The following is a 726-nucleotide window of genomic DNA, read 5'->3' on the forward strand; positions in this document are numbered from 1 at the left end:
CGGGAATGGGTGCAGTCCGGCGATGCGCAGCAGAAGCGGCGAACGCCCATGGTCGTGGTGCCGCAGGCGAGCATGCGCTCGACGCAGAGGCGGGTCCAGGGAGTGACGCGGTCACTGAATTTTTCGAGAAACTTATTCCAGCCGTCATCGACGGTGAAGAGCAACTTTGCGGGACGCGGGATATACATTCGGGGAATTACAGTCCGGGGATCTTGCCGGTGAAGCGAAAATCGACATACTGCCCGCAGCCGCAGTCAGGTTCATCGGGTCTGTCGGCCCAGTTGTCAGTGGATTTGTCCCACGGGACGAAAGAGACCCGCATTATCTCCAGCTCCGTGCAGATCATGAACTCATCCAGGGGCATGCTTTCGGTCATCGCGCCATCAATGCTGTCGTATCCGGCTTCATCAGCCTCTCCGGGATGCTGTTCAAAGCCGCGAATAATGGTGACGAGGGGCGGGTCGAATTGCGTATCAAGGAAAAACTGGGGGCCAAGGCGGACACAGTGCTGTATGGTTTCAGCCGGCGTATCGTAGAAGAATTCATCGGGCTCATGACCGTCAGTGTCGGGGGGGAAGGAGACCATAAAACGTTTTGGATAAGAGGGCGGTGTAATACGGGCTACAGGTGGTTTACCTGATTTACCGGGCTTGCGTTTTCTGGGGGCTTTGCTGCGTGCCATTTTCATGAATCCCTGCGGAAATTAACATACCGCAGAGTATAAAA

The 726-nt window shown here is 55.8% G+C and carries 1 protein-coding gene and 1 pseudogene; both read right to left on the reverse strand.

What is annotated here, in order from left to right; all coding sequences use genetic code 11:
- Window positions 1-188: pseudogene (locus ACSZPU_RS26115) on the reverse strand (IS91 family transposase); the annotation flags it as partial.
- 8 nt (window positions 189-196) lie between these two features.
- On the reverse strand, window positions 197-688 hold the full coding sequence (locus ACSZPU_RS26120) for a hypothetical protein (RefSeq protein ID WP_499004526.1): 492 nt from the start codon (window positions 686-688) through the stop codon (window positions 197-199).
- Between the last annotated feature and the right edge of the window lie 38 nt (window positions 689-726).

This window comes from Phytobacter sp. V69, from assembly GCF_965644215.1.
In the GTDB taxonomy this organism is placed as follows: Bacteria; Pseudomonadota; Gammaproteobacteria; order Enterobacterales; family Enterobacteriaceae; genus Phytobacter.

Coding starts and splice junctions, on each gene's coding strand:
- ACSZPU_RS26120 (WP_499004526.1), bottom strand. CDS start 688: ATGAAAATGGCACGCAGCAAAGCCCCCAGAAAACGCAAGCCCGGTAAA.